The sequence below is a fragment of the Nostoc sp. genome, assembly GCF_036919615.1.
Lineage (GTDB): Bacteria > Cyanobacteriota > Cyanobacteriia > Cyanobacteriales > Nostocaceae > Nostoc.
On sequence record NZ_JBALCN010000106.1, the window covers coordinates 76,170 to 93,767 of the forward strand.

Consider the following 17,598-nt stretch of genomic DNA (forward strand, 5'->3'; position numbering starts at 1 on the left):
TATTACAACTGGTGTAACATACCAGATTAAACAAGCGGAAAGGGTAGATTTATAATGACGCTTTATACCATTTTGCACTTTGATTGTGGTGTAGTTTTAGTTTGCCCAATTTTGACTAAATAGATAACTATAATATCTGCCAAAAACCTTAATTAGGTAGTACGGCACTCACCACAGAGTTCTGAAAACTGAGTAATGAGTCCGGAGTTTTGAATATCAATAAAGCCTGAGGGGGCGACATGAAGCTGTGCTGGGCAGATTTTATCAGCTCTAAGCCCTCATACCTCATAAATAATTTTCTAGCTTATTAGGATTTATAACTGTTATTTTAGTGGTCAATGACTCACAACTAAAGTTTTGCTTGATCAGCACTTTCCTCCTACCTCCAGCAAGACTGTTCTCTGCCTTTGTTTTATAAGTAGGGATAATCACAGATACTTATTGCCTGACCAGTTGTTTAACTTTCTGGCTCATTCTGACTACTAACGAATGTATTATTTATTGATAAAGCTGTGATCTGGGACTTTGATTTGGTTAATGAAAAGTTTTTCAGATCAAAGCCTTATTAAACAAACATTTTAGTCTTAGAGGATGTTTGAAAAGTATTTTTATTAATATCAAAGCCTCAGAAACTTAACCCTCCTACCCCTATTCCCTTGTAGGGAATGGGGATTTCAAAGTCTCTCGACCTTTCCGTGGGAGGAATGGAAGCAGGGTTTCTAGTATACTTTACGACTTTTCAAACATCTTCTTACCTCGACTTTATCCATTTTTTTCGCAACGTGATTGCTATCACCCAAACCTTTGGAGGAGGGTAGTTTTACTTTTTTAACTTCATCAAAAATCTGTGACGGGGAAAAAGTATTTGCGAAAAAGCCAGGGTTTTTGCCAGATAAAGAAAACCGAGTTCTTAATTTTGGATAAAGTCGAGCTTAGTAGGGTGCTCATTATTCAAGTCTGATTTTTATAGTATTAATTGGTATTTTTTCGATTTATATGTAGGTTATAAGACATGTCAAAAACTGATTTATTACCCTTTATATAGTATTGAATTCGACGTTCAAAAATCTTGTTGAATCGGGAAATAAAATCATAAAAAAAGTATGGATTTTTCCTCATTTCTGTCAATGCTGTTACCCATTTCCCTTGCTTTATAGGCACTACAACTTGAAAATAAGCTAGATTTTTCTTATAGGCTGCAAGATTATAAGACAAGGCACGCATTAAAGCTGGATTTTTTTTCACAACTTCTTGTTGCATGACAGAATTAGTAGCTATGCAGCATTGATTTAGACGTGACAATATGCCTTGACGTACAAGAGAAATAGGGCGTGAACGATAGAAATAATAGGGTTTTGGCACAAGGAAAAAGCGAGCGCCATTGATTAAGCATTTCATATCAAGCCAAAAGTCTTCAGATATGCTCACGGTTTCATCATACTCAATGCCGTGCTTAACCAAAAATTCTCGTTTAAATATAGGCTTGCTTAAACCAAGACGCAGCCCTGCTTGTCCATAGACATCAGTTTCTACAAAAGAAATGAGATCAATTTGGAGAATTTCATCTATATATTTTCCACTTTCTTGAATTAATGTACTCCAAGGAGATGTTGCACCATCTTTGATTAAATAAAGATCATCAGCAATCATGTCTGCATTTGTTTCCTCCGCCAGCAACACAAGCTTTTCTAATCTTTCAGGAGCATACCAGTCATCTGAATCAAGAACAGCAACCCATTCTCCTTGGGCTGCTTTGAGGGCACGATTACGTGCAGCAGAAACTCCGAGGTTTTGTTGATTAACTATTACTTTCAGACGTTGATCAGCAAAACTTTTAGCGACTTCTACAGTTTTATCACTTGAACCATCATCGACCACGATAACTTCAATATCAGTGAACGTTTGCTCTAAGGCTGACTCTATTGCCTTCGCAATATAAGCTTCAGTATTGTAAGCAGGGATAATGACAGATACTTTAGGATTCACGAAACTCAACTCCAGGCTACACAGTTCGGTAAAAATGCTAAAATCCTGACGATCATTTGATAATTTATTTTTTACTATAGTAATCCTAAATCATTCGGAGACAGAAAAAAATTGAAAAACTGAATAAATACGTATTTATATTTCTTTTCGGATTTTCTCATAATTTAATTTAATCTAATTCGGATTGCTATATATAACTCAGTAGGTTAGTGAGAATAAACGATGACTTCTTTAATTGAACGTTGCCAAAGTTGTTTGATCAGTCAGCTTCTAGCTTAAAAGCACTGCCCTTAGGTTGACTGACGCTCTAGGCTAGCTTCCATCGTGTTAGTTAAAAAATGACCAGCCAAGATGCCACTACTGAGGTAGTATGTATCTTCCGAAATCCGGTGCAGGGTTTCAAAGCCACTACGACGCTGACGATCGCCTAGTACCCAGTAACGCTGCACAATCGTATCTAGACCAATCCAGCCTTCGCCTTCAACCTGCCCCAAAAGATTATGTTGTAGTAAAAAAGTATACTGACGCTCTCCCTCATGTAATCGTCCCTTGTATTGTAGAGAGATTTCGGAGCGATCGCTACCAGGAAATATCAGTTTTGTGGCCATAGTGAACCAGTTATCTCGATTCCAAGCTACCAAGGTCATACCCTTGACGCTGATTGGCGTACCATTACGTTCCAGCCAATTTCCTTGCATTGCCCAGCGTCCTGGTTCCAATAAAAAAGTATGAGCCACCTTCTATATTCCCTGTCTTGATCGAGTGCCGCCAAGACTACAGTTATAGCAGTGCTGAGTTGCGTTAGCGGATAGCTATGGTTTAGCCCGGGCTAAATGCTAAGTCCTGACGTTGGTAAATTTCTCCCAAAAGCACTTCTTGAGATGCCCCAGTGGCAGTAGGTAGGTTGCCAGGAATACCCAAATGTCGCCAGTAGGCTAAAACCGCGAAGGCGATCGCTTCTTTAAAATCTGCGCTCAAGCCGACTTCATCTGTAGTCCAGACTGGTATTGATGTCAATAACAACTGTAATCTTTGTTTCAAATAGAGATTGCGACTACCACCGCCACATAATAGTACCCGTTGTGGCATTTCCGGTAAAAAAGTGCGGTAACTATGAACAATTGAAGCAGCTGTAAGTTCGGTGAGAGTTGCCAGTATGTCGGCAGGATTGAGTTGGTATGCTTGAGCATCTTTTAAGCACTGATGCAGGTAAGTCACACCAAATAACTCTCGACCAGTAGATTTGGGTGGCGGCAGATGAAAATAGTCTTGGTTAAGCCATTGTTCTACCAACGGATGGCAAGGAGTACCACTCGCTGCCCAATTACCATCTTCATCGTAAGTTTTAGCACCAGCGCTTAAATGCTCTACTGCCAGATCCAATAGACTATTTCCTGGGCCAGTATCCCAAGCGCGAATTTTTGAGAGCCAGTCGCCATGCTGAGGCAGAATATAAGCAACATTACCAATACCACCAATGTTTTGAATACAACGCCCCTCTTGGGGATGACTAAGTAAATAGGCATCTACTCTGGGCACCAAAGGCGCACCATGACCACCAATAGCGATATCAGCAACGCGGAAGTTGCTCACAGTTGTAATGCCTGTAAGATGGGCAATTAATGCACCGCGCCCTAATTGCAGACTATAACCTAAGGGAGTGCTGTTAGCGGATAGCTGTTGTTTAGCCCGTGAGGAGTCAGAAATTAAGATTTCTCTGCTCCCCTGCTCCCTTGCTCCCCCAGGTGGTCGATGATAAACTGTCTGGCCGTGGGAGCCGACGAGAGTCGGTGGTTGATGACCAATTTGAATATTTTGGGCAGCTTGAGCAAAGACAACAGCGATCGCATCATCTATTTCTGCCAATTCTGCCATTGAGATGGCAACGCCTGCACCAACTGCCAATATTCTTTCTCTGAGTTCGGCTGGATAGGGATATGTTGCCCCAGCTAGCAACTCAACTTTGAGATCCAATTCTGTGCCGGAAATCTCTACCAACGCAGCGTCTATGCCATCTACGGATGTGCCACTAATTAAACCGATAACGCGAGTAGGGACGGCAGCTTCTTCAGTCGGATGCATTGATAAAGATTCTTTTGTTGATTGCAAGAGGTAGTCTAATTCATGTTACTACCCATATCAAAAAAAACTAGTACAGCGCGGCGGAAATAAACAACCCCTGACGCTCGAGGACTCGCTCTAAGCGAACGCGAATAGCGTCTCTAAGAGTTGCCATGCCGCAGGCTTTACGCTGCGCTAACGGGTTCGGCAGTTCCTCATCGGGGGAACCCCCTACAGCCCTTCTCTACGAGACGCTCCGCGAACGGGCATCCTACGGCAGGCGCTAGCCTCTCCCTTTGTGAGAAGACCGGACTGCCTCACCATTTCAAATCAACGAACGTTTACGCTGTATTTCTTTTGACTTTTGAATCAGTGATTTTCGCCTTGCGGTACTAGGGTGGCATAGTTGACTGGAGAAGGAGGAGTTTACCTAAGTAAGCTCGCCCTAATCCTTTTGCCATTTATGATCAGCCCTTCTCCTACGTCAATGCAACGCATAGCAAGCTTTTAAAGTAGGAGTAAGGACAAGGCAGCTATACTCAGGGCAATCTTGCTGGAGGAAAGAAAAGTTGTTAAGAAAGCTCTAAAGAATACTCAAAGCAGAAATAAAAGCAAAAAGCTTACACAAAGCCCATATCCTAAGAATCGATATGATAGAAAAGTAGATAAAATTTAAGAAATATTTATCGAATGGTGCTTCAATCATCTGGCTTGTCCAAGGTCAAAGACTCATTAACACAAAAAATCTTTTTGGGTAATGAACCTAATGCGGAGTTAATTGCAATTCTCACCGTCTACTTTGTCCAAGGAATTTTAGGGCTATCGCGTCTAGCCGTTAGCTTTTTCCTCAAAGATGAACTGCTGCTGAGTCCAGTCCAGGTGTCGGCGCTATTGGGAATTGTCTTCCTACCTTGGATGATCAAGCCGGTGTTTGGTTTTATCTCTGATGGCTTGCCTATATTTGGCTATCGTCGGCGTCCTTACTTGATTTTATCCGGGATACTGGGAACTGCTTCTTGGGTGAGTCTGGCCACAATAGTTCATACTAGCTGGGCAGCTACGTTAGCGATCGCTCTTGGTTCTCTCTCTGTCGCCATGAGTGATGTCATAGTTGACTCGCTGGTTGTCGAACGAGCCAGAAACGAATCGCAAGCCAAAGCCGGTTCATTACAATCTCTGTGTTGGGGTGCTTCGGCGATCGGAGGTTTGATAACAGCATACTTTAGCGGTCTGCTGCTCCAATACTTTACTACCCGTACTGTCTTTGGGATTACCGCCTTATTCCCTCTGCTCGTTTCAGGGGTAGCTTGGTTAATTGCTGAGTCTCCCGTTAGTAAAGATTCTGAAGATAGTAATCACACCAACTCTTTACCAATCAAACATCAACTGGGGCAGCTACGCCAAGCCATTAGCCAAAAAACAATTTGGCTACCAACGGCTTTTATCTTCATCTGGCAAGCTACCCCAAATGCGGACTCAGCCTTTTTCTACTTCTCTACCAATGAACTCCACTTTGAACCAGAATTTCTGGGGCGGGTGCATTTGGTGACAAGTTTCGCTTCTTTAGCAGGTGTTTGGATTTTTCAACGTTTCCTCAAAAGCATCCCTTTTCGTGTGATTTTTGCTTGGAGTACCGTCCTTTCCTCAATTTTGGGGATGACGATGCTGTTATTAGTGACTCACACAAACAGGCTATTGGGTATAGATGACCACTGGTTTAGTTTAGGTGATAGTCTTATTCTCACTGTGATGGGGAAAATTGCCTTTATGCAAGTGATGGTGCTAGCAGCAAGGCTTTGTCCCTCTGGTGTGGAAGCAACATTATTTGCCTTATTAATGTCGGTGTTTAATTCAGCAGGAACAGTTTCCCATGCATTTGGCGCATTAATCACCTATTGGCTGGGGATCACTGCAACGAACTTTGAGTCACTTTGGCTATTGGTGCTAATTACTAACCTCAGCACGCTGTTACCCCTACCATTTATCAACTGGCTACCTGCTGCCCAAGAGCAAACTGAAACACCCAAAGATGGGGAACAACCGTTTTTGCCTGATTTGATGTCTGAGTTGGTACTGAGAGAATCAGAGTCGGAAATAGTGGAATAGTGTAATAAATTTCACGCACTGACGTAGCAAAGTTGCAAATGAATTTTTTAGCAGCTACATATTTTGTGCAAGGTAACAAGAAAAAACATGGGAGCTTTACTTCTGAGATTTTTATGGAAATTTGATCCCCTATTTGGGTGAAACCATTTTTTCGCTAGCGATGATATGCAAATCGATGTTTTTCAGCAAGCGCACCAATTTTTGCGTCAAAGATCCTTTGAGGAGCATTTGCCAGCGTGTTAGCAAAGCGCCTCCGAAGGAGGTTCGCTGACTCTCTCCAATTACAATTTGGGTGATCCGATATTTCTCGGCGACTTGAGCGATCGCATTGGCGATGTTACTGTTGGTAACACGAAGAAAAGTACCTTCAAATTCTTTACAGAGTTTCTCACAAGTGTGGATGTGTAAGCTTTCCTCCTTGGTGAGGAAGCGCTCTGGAGCAGCAACAAACAAGGTATAAAGTGGGGCATTCATGTAGTTAGCCAGCCTCGCACCCCTACGTAACAGCTGCACTGAGTTGGGATAAGTGGATACACACACCAAAACCCGCTCGTGAATATTACAGAATTGCCCATTGGGAGTAGTAGCGATGGCATTTTCTTCCACATTGTCTGCTACTTCCCGTAAAGCCAACTCCCGTAAAGCAATCAGGTTACGGCGTTGGAAAAAATTATCGAGGGATTGTTGGATTTTTTGCGGTGCGTAAATCTTGCCTTCTAATAACCGTTCTTGCAGGGTTTCCGGTGTGACATCTACTAACACAACTTCATCTGCTTCATCCAGAATCCTGTCAGGAACCCGCTCACGGACTACTACACCTGTAATTCTGGCTACTAAGTCATTGAGACTTTCCAAATGTTGGACATTCATTGTGGAGTAGACATCAATACCTGCTGCTAAAACTATTTCTATATCTTCGTAGCGTTTTTCGCGTGGGGAACCAGGGACGTTGGTATGGGCAAGTTCATCGATTAAGACTAATTGGGGCGATCGCTTTAAAATAGTATCTGTATCCATATCCGTTAGTGTTAACTCACCTCGAGGATATTGCTTGCGGGGTACAATCTCCAATCCCTCTGCCTTTTTAGATGTCTCCTTGCGTCCGTGGGTTTCCAAAAGCCCAACGATGACATCAATTCCTTCATGTTTGAGTGCGTGTCCCTCTTCTAGCATCCGGTAGGTTTTGCCTACTCCAGGAGCCATGCCAATAAATATTTTATGCTTGCCCTGCCGTCGTACCGGATAAAGCGAGTAACTTGCAGAATTTAAAGGTGCAGCGCCAGCCGAACCAGTATTAGTATTATCTGACATTTCATTCTTGGTTCCTATATATAACAGTCCTAAATCATTTGTGAAAATTACATATCTCTTTCTTCTTTCTTCTCTTTGCGTCCAACTCTTGGAGACGCTACGCGTTGGCGTCAGCCTCTCCAAGAGTTGGCGGTTCGTTTCCTCATCTATATTTTTCACGACTCATTTAGGACTGTTATAGTACTCCTACTTCATCGGAAAACGACTCTTTAACAATGCCCAATGCCCCATTCACATTTATTGATTTTGCTGACGATTAAAATCTTGCAAGTCAAGAGCATAATTCAATCGGAGAACATTGACTCCTGGTTCGCCAAAAATCCATAAAAATCTGCCATCAGTATACTTATTAATTAAACGTAGGATCTCATCTTCTTTCACTCCACGTGCACCAGCAACCCGCGTCAATTGCTGTCGTGCTGCTTTGAAGGAAATATGCGGATCTAAACCGGAGCCGGAAGTATAAATTATATCAGCGAGCGGTTGAAGATTTTCGTCTCGCAATTGATTTGCCTGTTCTAGAATCCGCTTTAGTAGCTCTGGATTGCTAGCAGCGAGATTGCTGGCTCCAGATATGCCAGTTGGCTTGGCTTTTTTTCCTTGGCTATACCTCACAGTACTGGGGCGAGAATGGAAATATCGCTCAGATGTGAACACCTGACCAATCAAAGCGGAACCAATTGGTTGATTATTTAGATTCAGCGTGATACTGCCGTTAGCTTGATAGGGCAAAAAAACTTGACCGACTACAAGGATTACCAGAGGATAGATGATTGCAGTCAACAACCAAAGCATTAGAGTTATGAAAATTGCTCTGATGGTTTCTCGAATAATAGCCATAAAAAGTTTTCCAATTGCTCCTAGAATTTAATTTTTAATTTTTAATTTTTAATTCTTTTGCCTACCCAGCAAGATGTTTCAGGGTGCTGTTAGCAACAGCAGAAACAACTGAGGGAACTACCACATTCAAGCACAGCAGGATAAAAATAGCGAGTAGTAGGTGTTGTTTAGGCCATTGCGACCAAACAAAGGACATCGCCGAAGCAGTGCTGAGTGAAAACGATGTTTATTCATATTTTTCTTGTTCCTCCTCTCAATAGGTAAAAGTAAAAATAAAAAAGGCAAAAATGTTTATCATATTACCTTGGCAAGACACGTTTGTTTAGCAGTGTCTCTACTTTTGCTGTCCTTAAGCCAAGCCTACAACTGTAATCAGTATATCTATTAGCTTAATGGCAATAAACGGCGCAATTAACCCACCTAAGCCATAAATTAAGATATTGCGTTGGAGTAGCTGATTAGCTGTCAGCGGTCTAAAGCGCACACCCTTTATTGCTAAGGGAATCAATGCGGGAATAATCAAAGCGTTGTAAATCAGCGCTGATAGTACAGCAGATTTAGGGCTAGTCAAATTCATAATATTCAAGCTTTGTAGGTTAGCAGCGACAAATATCACTGGGATAATTGCAAAGTATTTAGCAATATCATTAGCGATAGAAAATGTCATTAATGCTCCACGAGTAATCAACAATTGTTTGCTAATGCTAATGATATCGATCAGCTTTGTGGGATCGGAGTCCAAATCGACCATGTTGGCGGCTTCTTTTGCAGCTTGCGTCCCTGTATTCATCGCGACACCAACGTTAGCTTGGGCTAATGCTAGAGCATCATTAGTCCCATCTCCCGTCATGGCAACCAGTTTACCTGCTGCTTGTTCGTTTTTAATGATGCTGATTTTGTCTTCTGGTGTGGCTTCGGCAATGAAGTCATCAACTCCAGCTTCTTTGGCAATGACAGAAGTTGTAATTCGGTTGTCTCCAGTCAACATGATGGTACGTACTCCCATCCGTCGCAGTGCAAGAAAGCGATCGCGGATACCAGGTTTAACTATATCTTTGAGATAAACAATCCCATAGATTTCATTATCTAGGCTGACTGCTAGGGGTGTACCTCCCAAGCGAGAAACTCTTACGTAGGCAGCATCCAATTCTGGTGTATCGTGTTCGTTGGGGGAACGGACAAATTCTTTAATGGCTCCGACTGCTCCCTTCCTGGCCTCGTGTCCACCAGGCAAGTTCGTACCACTTATGCGTGTTTTGGAGTCAAAATCGACTCCTTCTGCCTGACTGGAGTCAAAATCAAACCGTGCGCCTAATTTTTCTGCCAGTCGGACAATGGATTTACCTTCTGGTGTATTGTCAAAGACACTAGCCGCCCACGCAACATTCGCAAGTTCCGAGATTGAATGACTGTTGATGGGAATAAACTCTTCCGCCAAGCGGTTGCCGAGGGTAATTGTACCTGTCTTGTCGAGAACTAAAATGTTCACATCACCACAGGCTTCAACTGCTCGTGCGGAAGTAGCAATAACGTTAAATTGGGCAACTCGATCCATACCAGCAATACCGATGGTACTTAGTAAACCGCCAATCGTCGTCGGAATCAATGCTACTAATAGGGCAATCAAAATTGGCACGCTGACTGGACTGTTGACATAGTAAGCAAGTGCAGGCAAGGTTACCACGACTAACAAAAACACTAAGCTTAGAACTGCTAGCAATACTGTCAGGGCAATTTCATTGGGTGTTTTGCTGCGTTCTGCCCCTTCCACCAAGGCAATCATCCGGTGAATAAAGCCTTTGCCTGGGTCAGATGTGATGTGGATAATTAGTTCATCTGAGATAATCCGCGTCCCACCAGTGACGGAACTGGCAACGTCAGAGCCTGATTCTTTTAATACTGGTGCAGATTCTCCAGTAATTGCCGATTCATCCACCGAGGCGACACCCATGATTACTTCGCCATCAGCGGGGATAATATCGCCAGCAACGACGTAGATGGTATCGCCCTGTTTGAGGCTGGTGGATGAAACTTGACTAATTGTGCCGTCGGGAGCAAGTTTTTTAGCGCTCGTCTCTGATTTTGTTGATCGCAAAACATCGGCTTGGGCTTTACCCCGCCCTTCTGCCACTGCTTCAGCAAAATTGGCAAACCAAACTATAAAGAATAAAATCCCTGACAACAAGCCGTTGAAAAGTTGTGGGTTCTTTTGCAGGGCTGGGCCAAATAGGTTGGGATCAATTGTTAGCAATAGGGTGATGATTGTCCCCACCCAAACCACAAACATGACTGGGTTTTTGATTGCATATTTAGGATTGAGCTTGACAAAAGCATTTCTAATTGCTCTTAAGTACAGCCACTTATTACTTGCCCTGGCCTTTTTACGTGCTTGGCGGCGATCGCCAAGACGAGAATTTGGGCGTCTAGCTTTGGAGTTAGTTGCCACTTGATTTATAAATAAAGTTAGGAGTTAGGAGTCATTCAATTTTGGATTTTAGATTTTAGATTTTAGATTTTTTCTTCAATCCCTTTGGCTTGGTACAGTTACTCATGGGGAGCCACTGCGGTGGACGGGTTCCCCGGCATAAAGCAAGTGGCGTGGAAACCCCCTACAGCCCTTCTCCTAAAGGAGACGCTCTTGCGTTCGGGCATCCTACGGCAGGCGCTAGCCTCTCACGAATGGGAGAAGACCGCGCTGCTTCACCAAAATCCAAGTTGCGCTAGAAGCGCACCAAAGGTGCGACCAAAATCTAAAATTGACAGAGTTAGGAATCAAGAGTTAGGAGTTAGGAGTTAGGAGTTATTAGGAATTTTCAATAAAAAACAGATCCAACCTGTAAGGTGCGTTAAGTGATTACCTACGGTACGCTACGCGAACGTTAACAAAACGCCAGTTGCTACAACGGATAGCGCAGCGTAAAGCCTTCTCCCTTGGCGCCAGCCTCTAGCAATGTGAGAAGAGGAGACGCTGTTCGCAAACCAGAGGCATGGCAACTCCAAAAGACGCTGTTCGCGTTCGCTTAGAGCGAGTCAGACGCTACGTACAGTCGCTAACGCTGTGCTATCGAGCGTCGGGAACCTCCCAACGGGAAAGCCAGTCGCCTACGGCAGGAAACCTACCAAAGAGCGCTGGACTCACCGCAACGCACTGGCTCTTCTACGAAATCGGATAATTTATTTATTTTTTGATATTCTGTTAATTCCAAATTTATAACTCATAATTCATAACTCATAACTCATAAATCTTCTAACTGCCAGATGCTAGTTTCAAACCCTCAGCTATGGGGCCTAAAGCCAGAACGGGAAAGAAAGTCAACACTCCCAAAACCAGTGTCACTCCAGCTGTGATACCAGTAAATACCAGAGAATCAGTTCTTAAGGTATCAGGGGTTTCTTGTACTTGTTGTTTGCCAGACATGCCGTCAGCTAACAACAGGATGGCAATCATCGGAATGTAGCGCCCTCCGATTAAGCTAACTAAAGTACTCAAGTTCCACCACAGGGTGTTATCCCTCAATCCCTCTAAGCCGGAGCCATTATTTGCTGCTGCTGAGACGTATTCATAAACTACTTGAGAAATACCGTGATAGCCAGGGTTACTAATTCCAGATAAAGAGATGGGATAAGCCAAGGCGATCGCACTGGGAATCAAAACTAGAATTGGGTGAATCAACAGCACTACGCTGACGAGGACGATTTCCCGCTTTTCAATTTTGCGTCCTAAAAACTCTGGGGTGCGTCCTCCCATTAGTCCAGTTAGGAACACTGTGAGAATTAAGTAAATGAATAAGTAAGCTGTTCCAGTTCCTTGACCCCCCCAGATAACCTGAATAAACAAGTTGAACAGAGTTGAAAATATTCCTTGCGGCATCAAAGAATCGTGCATCCCATTCACAGCACCAGACATAGTAGCGGTAGTCATCACTGCCCAAAATGCCGTTTGTGCCCAGCCAAATCGAACTTCTTTACCCTCTAAATTGGGCTGTTCTAATCCAAAGGCGTTATTTACAAGGGGATTACCTTGCAGTTCTCCCACGGCTGTTACCCCTACCAGAACTACAAAAATCACAAATACCATCCAGAAAAGCAACCAAGCTTGTTTGATGTTGTTGGCGAATATACCGTAGGTGTAAATCAAGGCTGCTGGGATAGAAATCATGGCGAGCATTTCTATCAAGTTAGAAGCGCCATTGGGATTTTCAAAGGGATGGGCTGAGTTGACGCCAAAAAAGCCACCGCCGTTTTCGCCCAAAAGTTTGATCATTTCAAAGGATGCCACTGGGCCTCTGGCTAGATATTGCGTCCCTCCATCCAAGGTTCTAAGATCCAGAGTCCCAGCTAATGTTTGTGGTACACCTGCTACAAGCAAGGCGATCGCTCCAATAATCGAAATCGGCAGCAAGATTCGCGTAATCCCACGGACGAGATCGACGTAAAAGTTCCCCAGTCTTCGACCCGTCAACCCGCGAATAAAGGCAATTCCCACGGCTAACCCGGTAGCTGCGGAGGTGAACATCAAAAAGCCTAAAGCCGCTACTTGGCTAAAATAACTTAAGGTTGTCTCACCAGCATAGTGTTGCTGGTCGGTATTTGTCACAAATGAAATCGTTGTGTGCAGTAATACATCCCAGGTGGGCGCACTGAAGCCGTTAGGATTCCAGGGTAAGAGTCTCTGAAAATATATCAGCAAATACACCGAAATACCCATGATCAGATTGCTGTACAGTACAGCCCAGATATACTGCAAACCTGTCATATCATCTTTTCTGCGGACACCCGCGAGTACGAACATACTTCGCTCTATCGGGTTCATTAAAAAATCAAGCAGTGTTCTTTCTCCCAAGAAGACACGCGCTATGTATCTACCGAATAGCGGAGTGATTGCTATGACAATACACAGCGTTAAGCCTATTTGCAAAAAACCTTGTCCCATATATTTCGCGCTCAATTATATTTAAGTGCTAGCAAGCCAATTCTTAGAAATAACAGATTAACTGTTGGAGTTTTTGATTTTGAGGGATTTACTATTTTCAGTTATTACTCTTTTCCAAATAATTGTTAAAGTTTTTGTTAAGAATATTTAATTTTTACTCTTAATTCATTTATCTCAGTAGTTAGGATTATTTGTTTATACAATACATTTTCCAAGTTTGCTACTTTCAAAGAATATAAATATCCCAAAGGATTTTATTAATGGGATTAGGGATTGGGAAGATTGTAGTAGATACCCCGCCCCTTGTGGGCAACTACCCAGTCGCCAGTTCCCAGTCCCCAGTCCCCAGTCCCCTTGCCTGCATCTGGATAAACGTAATTTTAGGATTAATTCTCAAGTTGGCATTTGCAGATATAGATTGGAGATAAATCATCATTGGTGAATTAAATTGGTGAATTAAATAGTTATACAGATTGGATGCTCAGGATTTTTTAGTAAATCATAAATGACGATGTTAAGTCGATTAGTAACCATGAAAGAAGCTTTAAATGAGCGTGGCAAGACATATGGGCTAATAGCGATCGCCTTTGCTATTGTGATAGTACTGGAATATATAACACCACCTGAGTACGTATTTGGCTACCTCTACACAGGGACAATTTTGTTAGCAGATTCTCGATTGAATCGGGCAGCAGTATTGGGGATCACTCTGGCAGCTACAGGATTAACATTGTTGAATTTGTTTGTCCCAGGAGGAGAAATAATTGCTCCCCCAACGTTGGCAAATAGGTTAATTGCAGTATTTGCGTTGATGGTAACGGGTTGGTTAAGCGATCGCAACCACCGCAATGAAGAAGCGATCGCTTATACGCAAGCACAATTACGCTCCCAAGAACAACTAGCTATCATGCGTGAAGATTTTGTTTCTACCCTAACGCATGATTTGAAAACACCCTTATTAGGAGCAATTGAAACGCTGAAATATTTTCAAAATGAACAATTTGGTGAAATCACGCCAATGCAAGCAAAAGTCTTACAAACAATGGCTCGTAGTCATCGGAGTACACTGCAATTAGTCCAAACTCTTTTAGATGTGTACCGCAATGATGCCGAAGGGCTGAAACTACAGATATCACCTGTTAACTTGGTCACTGTGGCGGAGGAGATAATCGCCACCCTGGCTGAACTAGCGAAAACACGTCAGGTTTATATTTCTCTGCACTATGGCGAATCAGATTTTCGCAGCTTTCTTTGGGTAAATGGTGATTTTTTGCAACTAGGGCGAGTCTTCACTAATCTCCTGAGTAATGGCATTAACCATACCCCTCGTGGCGGTAAAGTTGAAGTAGTACTTGAAGGTTATTCTAGCGATCAAGTAGTAAAAATACTCGATACTGGTTCCGGCTTTACCGAAGAAGAGTTACCCCACTTATTTGAGAGGTTTTATCAAGGACATAGCGATCGCCACGTCTCAGGATCTGGACTAGGGCTTTATTTGACCAGGCAAATTATTGCTGCTCATGGGGGTACAATTTGGGCAGAGAATCGCTCACCACGAGGCGCACTGTTTGGTTTCCGACTCCCAGCTTGTCCACCACCGGCGAGTTGAGGAGTGGAGATAAGGGAGCAGGGGAGGCAGGAAGAGAATTCCTAATTTCTGATCAATGACCAAAATGACCAATGACCAATAACAAATGACGAAAATCTTGCTCGTTGAAGATGATGAATTATTTCGGCTTGGTCTGCGGATGCGGTTGCAACAAGAAACTAGTTTGGAGATTGTCGCAGAAGCAGAAGATGGAGAACAAGCTGTAGAATTTGCAAATCGCTATCCCCTGGATTTGGTCTTGTTGGATATAGGTTTACCGGGAATTGGCGGGATTGAGGCTTGTCGCCAAATCAAGCAGAAGCACCCAACTTTACCAATTCTCGTTTTAACGTCTCGTTCTGAAAAACCCTTGATTTCGCGGTTAATTGCGGCTGGGGCGCAAGGTTACTGCCTTAAAGGTATTCCTGCTGAGTCTCTAATATTGGCAGTGCGATCGGTTGCAGCAGGGGCTTCTTGGTGGGATCAAACAGCAACAACAGAAATTAGAGCCGCTTTTGAGGGCAATTTTATAGCGGTACAGCCCGCAAAAACTGACGAGACCTTAGAAAATCCCCTAACGAAGCGGGAGCAAGAAATTTTGGCACTGGTAGCAGCTGGCAAAAGCAATCAAGAAATTGCTGAGATTCTCTACATTGCCCCTGGTACAGTGCGGGTGCATGTCCATGCTATTTTGCAGAAACTAGAAGTACGCGATCGCACTCAAGCCGCAGTCTTAGCCATCCAAAAAGGATTGGTAGCACCAGAACTGTTAATCAATTAAAACAGACTTGGGGACTTGGGGAGAAATCAGATGGGAAGAAGAAGACAAGGAGCAAGGAGAAAAGGGGAGAATTCTTTCCCCCTGCCCCCTGCCCCTTCTTAACTGATATTACTTAAGTGGACGCACAAGTGTAATTTTGCCCATGCCAGTCCCTTGATTGAGCTGCGCTACGTAGAGATATCCATTTGTAGGATTCTCAACCAAATCCAATGGACTTGGGTTAAAACCAGTGAAGCCAGTTATACCTGTTTGGAAATTTACAATATCCAAGTTTGCGCCACCTGGTGTTAGGACAATGATGTCTTTACCAGCACTGTAGCGTGTCACCAGCAGTTTACCTTGCAGCTGGCCACCTAAAATATTACTACGGTATTCAATGATACCATTTGGCGAAAAATGCTCTCCGAAATCGAAAGCAATACCCTTCCAATTTCGGTCAGGTCGAGTCCCAATGGGATATTCATTTACCTGACCTGGGTCTGTACCATTTGTGGGATTCCCTCCACTCAACACCCACTCACAACGCTTAGGATTGGGGTGACCATAATAACCATTTTTAACAACACGAAACAGATAATCTCGCTGCGTGCCTATATTGCTAAGGCCAGGCACAGATGGACTAGTATAAGCCCCATTAGTAGCTTTATCGATCCGATTTTGGCAGGCAATAGGTAGGTGGATAGGTGTATTTGGCGTATTGCCACCAGCAGCTGAGCCATTTGTTGGCACATATAACTGACCATTGGTGTGCCAAACCAGATCGTAGGCATTACGTACACCGGTTGCAAAGATAGTTACAGCTGCTCCCGGTTTAAAGGGGTTATAAGTACCTCCATCCTCCGTCTTAACGCTTAAAGGAAGTGAGGCGATCTTGGACAGGTCAACTCGTAATACAGCAGCATTTAACAACCGCTCAGGACGATTACTCCAGACTTTGTTTGGTGCGCCCATACTACTATTACTACCCTGCAACACATACAGCACATTTGGCTCATTAGGCTTAAACTCAATGCTGTTGGTTAGATGATCCCGGCTTGAACGTGGTAAATCAACCACATAGTCTTTTACTGTCTTTAGGTTGGAACCGCTCAACTGAGTAATTTTACCAGTCCAGTCCGGGGCATTAACAGTTCCATTCCAGTAGTAGCTGTTTGTTACCCATAGAATTAGGTTGCTAGCATTTGTTGATGAAGGATCAAAGTGCATACCAATAATAGTTCGATTACCATGATTAGCAGTCTGCAATGAGGAAATCGTTTGTGGTATACCCAGAGTGCCATTAGCATTGATCGGGAAGCGCAAAATCTCACCTAGTAAGGTGGCAGCATAGAGTTTATTGTCAGGGCCAATTGATACTGTGGTATAAGGTTTGTTAGGTACATTCGGTAGTGAGATTTGCTCAAAAGTGATATGGCTTTCTCGGTTTTTAAAGATGCCTGTTGTGAAACTGATGCTATAGGGTAAGAATGCAGCACCATTGCTATCTCTAACCCCGTCGGTGATTTGTAACAGATATTTGGTATTATTTTTGAGATGATTTATCGGGGACACTACAATCACATCTGTGCCACCCGAAGTGTTGTAATTGGCATCGACTTGTGTATTAGTGCTAGTATCGATCAGCTTGATGGTTGAGGCTGAAAGGGTATTAATCGCAATCCCACTGTTGGGGAGATTCAAGTCTGCTGTAATCGAGATATCTGGGGACACATTTGTCTGACTATCAGTAATATTGCTCGTTCTAACCGAGGGACGGTTACCCCCTGCGATCGCAATATAGTTGAGTTTGGTATTCCTACCACCTTTGGCATCAATTGTCAGCTTGCTATCGGTAACATTAACAATTCGGGTAACTGCGGTTAACCGAGTATCATTGTCGGCTTGACCAATATCTTTAATATACTTAGATGGTACAGGAGCGTTATTTGGTTGAAAATTAATCGCTTGAAAAATTGCTAATACCAGTATTTTGGGTTTAATCTTGTAAATCAT

The 17,598-nt window shown here is 43.2% G+C and carries 15 protein-coding genes; 6 read left to right on the forward strand and 9 right to left on the reverse strand.

The genetic code is table 11. The features are described from left to right. Nucleotides 1-972: 972 nt before the first annotated feature. The 3 genes from V7K48_RS33395 to V7K48_RS33405 form a co-directional block, all read right to left on the reverse strand. Nucleotides 973-1,986 carry a glycosyltransferase family 2 protein gene (locus tag V7K48_RS33395; protein ID WP_335079414.1) on the reverse strand — a complete coding sequence of 338 codons (1,014 nt, stop codon included), beginning with the start codon at nt 1,984-1,986 and terminating at the stop codon, nt 973-975. 290 nt (nt 1,987-2,276) lie between these two features. Beyond that, complete coding sequence (locus V7K48_RS33400) at nt 2,277-2,723, reverse strand: hypothetical protein (RefSeq protein WP_334972713.1); 447 nt, start codon at nt 2,721-2,723, stop codon at nt 2,277-2,279. 82 nt (nt 2,724-2,805) lie between these two features. Continuing rightward, nucleotides 2,806-4,068, reverse strand: a complete 1,263-nt coding sequence (locus tag V7K48_RS33405) for an anhydro-N-acetylmuramic acid kinase (protein ID WP_335079416.1) — start codon at nt 4,066-4,068, stop codon at nt 2,806-2,808. 669 nt (nt 4,069-4,737) lie between these two features. Here V7K48_RS33405 and V7K48_RS33410 point away from each other — a divergent pair. Continuing rightward, nucleotides 4,738-6,153, forward strand: a complete 1,416-nt coding sequence (locus V7K48_RS33410) for a folate/biopterin family MFS transporter (RefSeq protein WP_335079418.1) — start codon at nt 4,738-4,740, stop codon at nt 6,151-6,153. 129 nt (nt 6,154-6,282) lie between these two features. On the opposite strand, the gene V7K48_RS33415 is transcribed toward V7K48_RS33410, so the two are convergent. The 4 genes from V7K48_RS33415 to kdpB all read right to left on the reverse strand — a co-directional run bounded on the left by V7K48_RS33415 (nt 6,283) and on the right by kdpB (nt 10,759). Next, nucleotides 6,283-7,464: a universal stress protein gene (locus V7K48_RS33415; RefSeq protein ID WP_335079420.1), complete on the reverse strand. Its 1,182-nt coding sequence runs from the start codon at nt 7,462-7,464 to the stop codon at nt 6,283-6,285. Nucleotides 7,465-7,701: 237 nt separating this feature from the next. Further along, entirely contained in the window at nt 7,702-8,304 is a 603-nt protein-coding gene (gene kdpC, locus V7K48_RS33420) for a K(+)-transporting ATPase subunit C (protein WP_335079422.1), read from the reverse strand. Nucleotides 8,305-8,365: 61 nt separating this feature from the next. Then, nucleotides 8,366-8,500 carry a hypothetical protein gene (locus V7K48_RS33425; RefSeq protein ID WP_335079425.1) on the reverse strand — a complete coding sequence of 45 codons (135 nt, stop codon included), beginning with the start codon at nt 8,498-8,500 and terminating at the stop codon, nt 8,366-8,368. 153 nt (nt 8,501-8,653) lie between these two features. Further along, nucleotides 8,654-10,759, reverse strand: coding sequence for a potassium-transporting ATPase subunit KdpB (gene kdpB, locus V7K48_RS33430; RefSeq protein ID WP_335079597.1), 2,106 nt, complete (start codon nt 10,757-10,759; stop codon nt 8,654-8,656). Nucleotides 10,760-10,839: 80 nt separating this feature from the next. On the opposite strand from kdpB, the gene V7K48_RS33435 reads away from it, so the two are divergent. Next, nucleotides 10,840-11,028, forward strand: coding sequence for a hypothetical protein (locus tag V7K48_RS33435; protein ID WP_335079427.1), 189 nt, complete (start codon nt 10,840-10,842; stop codon nt 11,026-11,028). Between the two features lie 263 nt (nt 11,029-11,291). Further along, entirely contained in the window at nt 11,292-11,477 is a 186-nt protein-coding gene (locus tag V7K48_RS33440) for a hypothetical protein (RefSeq protein WP_335079429.1), read from the forward strand. A 74-nt stretch (nt 11,478-11,551) separates the two neighbouring features. On the opposite strand, the gene kdpA is transcribed toward V7K48_RS33440, so the two are convergent. Next, the gene (gene kdpA, locus V7K48_RS33445; protein WP_335079431.1) at nt 11,552-13,237 is read right to left on the reverse strand and encodes a potassium-transporting ATPase subunit KdpA; all 1,686 of its coding nucleotides are present in this window, start codon (nt 13,235-13,237) and stop codon (nt 11,552-11,554) included. Nucleotides 13,238-13,497: 260 nt separating this feature from the next. On the opposite strand from kdpA, the gene V7K48_RS33450 reads away from it, so the two are divergent. The 3 genes from V7K48_RS33450 (at nt 13,498) to V7K48_RS33460 (ending at nt 15,606) form a co-directional block, all read left to right on the forward strand. Further along, a complete protein-coding gene (locus V7K48_RS33450) occupies nt 13,498-13,665 on the forward strand; it encodes a hypothetical protein (protein WP_335079433.1) in 168 nt (55 codons plus the stop codon). A gap of 77 nt (nt 13,666-13,742) precedes the next feature. Continuing rightward, nucleotides 13,743-14,846 carry a sensor histidine kinase gene (locus V7K48_RS33455; protein ID WP_442949514.1) on the forward strand — a complete coding sequence of 368 codons (1,104 nt, stop codon included), beginning with the start codon at nt 13,743-13,745 and terminating at the stop codon, nt 14,844-14,846. Nucleotides 14,847-14,931: 85 nt separating this feature from the next. Continuing rightward, a complete protein-coding gene (locus V7K48_RS33460; protein ID WP_334972731.1) occupies nt 14,932-15,606 on the forward strand; it encodes a response regulator transcription factor in 675 nt (224 codons plus the stop codon). 108 nt (nt 15,607-15,714) lie between these two features. Here V7K48_RS33460 and V7K48_RS33465 read toward each other — a convergent pair whose 3' ends face one another. Further along, the gene (locus V7K48_RS33465) at nt 15,715-17,598 is read right to left on the reverse strand and encodes an Ig-like domain-containing protein (protein ID WP_335079437.1); all 1,884 of its coding nucleotides are present in this window, start codon (nt 17,596-17,598) and stop codon (nt 15,715-15,717) included.